This window comes from Mycobacterium sp. (assembly GCF_051006775.1).
Classification (GTDB): Bacteria; Actinomycetota; Actinomycetes; order Mycobacteriales; family Mycobacteriaceae; genus Mycobacterium.
The window spans coordinates 1-5121 of the sequence record NZ_JBPCSX010000014.1; the positions used below are offsets into that span (position 1 = coordinate 1).

Annotated in this window: 3 protein-coding genes and 1 pseudogene; 1 reads left to right on the plus strand and 3 read right to left on the minus strand. The window is 66.8% G+C overall.

Annotation, left to right across the window (positions count from 1 at the left end; genetic code table 11):
* Positions 1 to 824, plus strand: a pseudogene (locus ACR2JI_RS00695) (arylsulfatase); the annotation flags it as partial.
* On the opposite strand, the gene ACR2JI_RS00700 reads toward ACR2JI_RS00695, so the two are convergent.
* From ACR2JI_RS00700 to ACR2JI_RS00710, 3 genes are all read right to left on the minus strand, one after another.
* Positions 821 to 2260 (minus strand): aldehyde dehydrogenase, encoded by a 1440-nt coding sequence (locus ACR2JI_RS00700; RefSeq protein WP_526386967.1) that lies wholly within the window; start codon positions 2258 to 2260, stop codon positions 821 to 823. The pseudogene ACR2JI_RS00695 and the gene ACR2JI_RS00700 overlap by 4 nt on opposite strands.
* Positions 2261 to 2275: 15 nt before the next feature.
* Positions 2276 to 4594 (minus strand): CoA transferase, encoded by a 2319-nt coding sequence (locus ACR2JI_RS00705; protein WP_526386969.1) that lies wholly within the window; start codon positions 4592 to 4594, stop codon positions 2276 to 2278.
* Positions 4595 to 4609: 15 nt separating this feature from the next.
* Positions 4610 to 5121: cytosine permease (locus ACR2JI_RS00710; RefSeq protein ID WP_526386971.1), on the minus strand; the 512-nt coding region annotated here is incomplete at its 5' end.

The following is a 5121-nucleotide window of genomic DNA, read 5'->3' on the forward strand; positions in this document are numbered from 1 at the left end:
GTCTGTGGCAGGACGGCTGGAAGGCCTCGGCCCTGCACGCGCCGATCAGCGGCAAGGGCCACTTCGACCAGGACCAGTGGGAGCTCTTCCACGTAGATGTCGACCGCGCCGAGTCGAAGAATCTCGCCGCCGAACACCCGGAGAAGCTCCAGGAACTCATCGACGTCTGGTTCGCGGAGGCCGAAGCGAACTTCGTTCTGCCCCTTGATGATCGAACTGCCGTTGAACAGCTCGGCAATGCCCGGCCGCAGGCCGAGCCGCCGCGCAGCCGGTACATCTACTACCCCGACACTGCGCCGGTTCCGGAGGGCGCGGCGGTCAACGTGCGCGGCCGGTCCTACAAGATCCTCGCCGACGTGCGGGTGACGCCGGAGACCGAAGGCGTGATCTTCGCCCACGGCTCCCGGTTCGGCGGGCACACGCTGTTCATCAAGGACTCCAGACTGAACTACGTCTACAACTTCCTCGGCATCAAGCCCGAACAGACATTCACCTCCGAGAGGTTGACGCCCGGAAACCACACCCTCGGTGTGGAGTTCATCCGCGAGGGTGCCGGAGAGCACGGCGAATCGACCGGTACCGCCAGGCTCTATGTCGACGACCAGGTGGTGGCCGAGGGGCCGATGCGGGCCCAGGTCGGCAAGTTCACCCTGTCCGGTGACGGCTTGTGTGTCGGATTCGACAGCGCCGACCCGGTGAGCCGGTCCTATCCGCCGGGCTTCCCATTCACCGGCGGAGAGATCCTGGGCGTCGGCGTGGACGTCGGCGATGAGGTGTACCTGGACCTGGAACGGGAGGCTGCCGCCGCGTTCGCCCGCGACTAACCGGCCGGGCCGACCCGGTAGATCGACTTCAGTTCGAAGAACTCATCGAGACCCTCGGGACCGAGTTCGCGGCCGATGCCACTGGCCTTGACCCCTCCGAACGGTGCTCCGATGTCGAGCTGATAGTCGTTGACGCCGACGGTGCCGGTTCGCATCTCGCGGGCGACCTCGGTCGCCCGGTCGGCATCGGTCGACCACACCGTGCCGGCCAGTCCGAACTCGCTGTCGTTAGCCAGCGTGATGGCCTGCTCGTCACCGTCGTAGGGGATCACCGCGAGCACCGGCCCGAAGATCTCATCCTGGGCGATGCGGTCTGAGTTGTCCACGTCGGCGAACACCGTCGGTGAGACGAACCAGCCGCGGGGCTGATCGGCCGGAACACCGCCGCCGGCGATGAGTTTCGCTCCGCTGATCTTTCCGGTCTCGATGTAGTCCAGGACACGCTCGCGCTGGCGGGCGCTGACCACCGGTCCGATATCGGTGGCGGTGTCCAACGGGTCGCCGACATTGAGACCTGCGACCAGACCTGCCAGTGCCTCGACAACCTCGCCGTAGCGGGCCTGCGGAGCCAGGATGCGCGAGCCCAGGAAGCAGGTCTGCCCGTTGTTGATGAAGGAAACCGCCTTCAGACCCTTCATGGTTGCGTCGAGATCGGCGTCATCGAGGATGATCGCCGCGGACTTGCCGCCGAGTTCCAGGGTGACCGGGCGCAGCAGACGGCCGCAGGCCTCGCCGATGATCCGGCCTACCGACGTCGATCCGGTGAAGCTGACCTTGTCCACACCGGGGTGCGACACCAGGTGCGCCCCGGCCTCGGCACCACCCGGCACCACATTCAGCACCCCGGCCGGCAGCCCGGCCTCCTGAGCGGCCTCGCCGAAAACCAAAGCGTCCAAGGCGGTCTCGGGCGAAGCCTTGAGCACCACCGTGCACCCGGCGGCCAACGCCGGGGCGAGTTTGAAGGCCGCCAGAGCCTGCGGATAGTTCCACGGAACGATCGCGGCCACGACACCGACCGCCTCGCGGCGGACGATGGTGTGGCCGATGGCGCTGGGCCGCACCTCCTCGATCGGCGTGCGGGTGATCAGCTTCGCGTAGTAGCCCAGCAAGGCGGCCGGGAAGAGACCGTTGGCGCCTCCCGACAGCGCCATCGGCATCCCGTTCTCGCGGGTCACCAGTTCACTGGTGCTTGCCGCTCGACGGTGCAGCGCCGCGGCGAACGCCGTCAGCGCGTGCGCCCGGTGATCCGGCGATGCCGACCGCCAGTGCGGCAGCGCAGCCCGTGCCGCGGCAACGGCCGCATCGATATCGGCCTTGGTGGCGCTGGCACCGTCACCGAGCAGTTCCCCGGTCGCAGCCTCCAGCACGGGTTCGCAGTCCGCAGCGGCGCGGAAATCGCCGCCGATGAACAGCCTTGCGTCCGATGTGGTCCTCATGGCACAACTCCTTCATCAATCCCGCGCGGCGAACAGCACTCCGTCGGTGATCAGTGTGTCGATCTCTGCGGGCATCATGCCCAGGATGTCGGAACAGATACGCCGGGTATCGGCTCCCGGAAGCGGTGCCGGCCGCTGCGGAGACGGCGGGATGTTCCGGAACGGCGCCGGGCCGGTCTCAGCGGTCAGCGGACCCTCGAGGAGCGGATGAGCCATGTCCACCAGAACTTTTCGCCACCGGAGCTGCGGGTGGTCATAAACCTCATCACTGCGGTACATCGGTCCGGCCGCCACCCCTGCAGCCTGCAGCTGTTGGGCCACCTGCTGCGGCGTGTGCCGGACCGCCCAATCGCCAAGTGCCACATCGCCGGTAACCGCCGCGATTGCGCGGCGATCGGCCTCTGAGCCGATCGACACCACGCACCATTCGTCATCTCCAATGCACGGCAACACCAGGTTGACGGTGGGGTCTTCGATCACGTGTGCCTGATCCGCTTCGGCGGCCAGCACGACAAACCGGGTGTCGAGCTGGTTGATACCGGCCTCAGCCTGCGAGACGTGGATCCGGGCGCCGGTGCCGCGCCGGCGGCGGCGGATCAGGGCGGCCAATGCGCCGATCGCCGTGATGCGCCCCACCACGTGATCCGGGAAGATCGTCGTCGCGTCATAGAACGGATGGCGCGCGGCCGAGTCGGCCTGATCGGAGGTCCACAGGCTGGTGACACCGGTGGTGGCCCGGACCAGCGGCCCGTAACCCATCCGGGTACTCCACGGACCGACGTCACCGAAAGCGCTGCTCTCCGCCAACACGATGCCGGAATTCATCTCGCGGAGCCGGTCGTAGCCGAAACCGAGCGAGCGCAGGGTGCCCGGTTTGAAGTTCGCGAAGATCGCATCCGATACGCCGACCAGTTGCGCGAAAACCCCGGCCCCAGCCGGGCTGCGAAGATCCAGCCCGAATCCCAAATGGTTGCGGTGGGCGCGGGCGAAAGAGTCGCCGATCGCCTGGTTCTCGCGCTTCTGCCGCAGGCCGTCCGGGTAAGCGGCGCTCTCGACCTTGATGACTTCAGCACCCAGATCGCCGAACAGTCTGCTCAATTCGCCGCCCGCGACGATGACGCCCATGTCGATCACCCGGATACCGTCCAGCGGCAGACCGCCGACGGCTCCGACCGGTTCGGGTGCGAATCGCTGTGCGCGCCAGACGGGTTGATCGTGTCCGACCGTAGGGGCACCGGAGCGGAAACCGGCGCGGCCACCGTCCACCGTCCAGTAGCCGACCGGAACCCGGGCCGATACCCCCGGCGCTATTTCAGCGTCCGCAAGTGCGCCTACCGCTAGCAGGTGATCCGACTGCAGCGCCTCCGGCGGTGTCAGCACCGCCGCGATCGGCACCCCGTGACTCTGTCCCTCGGCCACCAACTCCTCCCGAGTCCGGTCAGCGAACCTCGCAGCGATGAGCGCGCCGAGTTCGTCGAATGCCTGGGCGCGCGCGGCCAGCGTGTCGAAGCGCGGATCCTGGAACTGTTCGGGCTCACCGATCCAGGCACGCAGGCCATGCCACTGCCGGGGTGCCATCACACAGATCCGGACGAAACCGTCCGCGCACGTGAAGATCGGGTAGAGGTCCTGGTTGCGCGGCCTGCCCCGCCAGCGCTCGCCGGCTTTGCGGGCGGTCGCCGCCTGGCCTTGGGTGCCGAACGGTGGATCCAGTGCCGTTACCACGGCATCGAATCGGGAGAAATCGATGTAATCTCCTGTGCCGCAACGCAGCCGGTTGAAATACGCCGCCAGAACCGCCCATGCGGCCTGAACCGCCGCTGTTGCCGAAGCGATGCCCCCGGGAGGGAGCACCGGGGTGCCCGACGCCGGGCCGGACCGCGACAATGCAGTACCCATCGCGTACAGCACCGGATCAGTTGCACGCCAGGATGTATACGGCCCGGTGCTGCCGAAATCGCTCACCAGCATCGTGACCAGGTGATCAAACCGGTCGGCCAGTTCTTCGCAGGAGGTGCCGTACGCTGCCGCGCAACCTGGCAGTCCGCTGTCGAAGACGATATCGGCGTCGGCGGCCAGATCGATCAACCTCTGCCTATCGGCAGCCACATCGGGATCGAGCACGACGGCCCGCTTGTTGGCGTTATGCAACGCGAACGGAATGCTCACCCCGTCCAGCGTCGGTAGCTCGGCGCGCCCGGAATTGCCGCCCGGCGATTCGACCTTGATGATGTCCGCGCCCAGATCGGCGATCAGTCTGGTGACCGCATCGGACTCGCCGTCGCCGAGGTCCAGTACCCGCAGGGAAGCCAGTAGCGGTTCGCTCTCGCTCACAACAGCGCCCTCTCTTTACCTGGGCTCGGCATGGTGGAGCCACTGCGGACGCAGCCCGACCAGGATCGAATAGACCACTCCGGCAGTCACCGTCGAGGTCAGAAAGCTCGCGTCGACCCCTCCGATTGCCTCGGCTATCGGGCCGGTGAAGGCGTCTGTGGCGTTCGACATGATTCCGATGACACTGCCCGCCAGCCACCCAAGCACAGCAGCCGGGTTCCATCCGTGCGCATACCAGTACCGACCTCCGGTGCGGCGTTCATTGAAGACCTGCAAATCGGTCTGATCGAAACGGCCTCGGGTACGCCAGAAGCCGATCAGCGTGATGGCCGCCCAGGGCGAGGCCAGCGAGGTGAGGATCACTACGAATGCCGTAACCGCGACGTCTGCCTCCCAGACGAACTTGCCGAGGAAGACCAGGACCGTGGCCAGCAGGGTGACCAGGATGGTGGCCTGCACCCGGGTGAGCCTTGGCAGGATCGCATCCATGTCCAGGCCCATGCTATACAGGTTCATCCCGCCCTGAC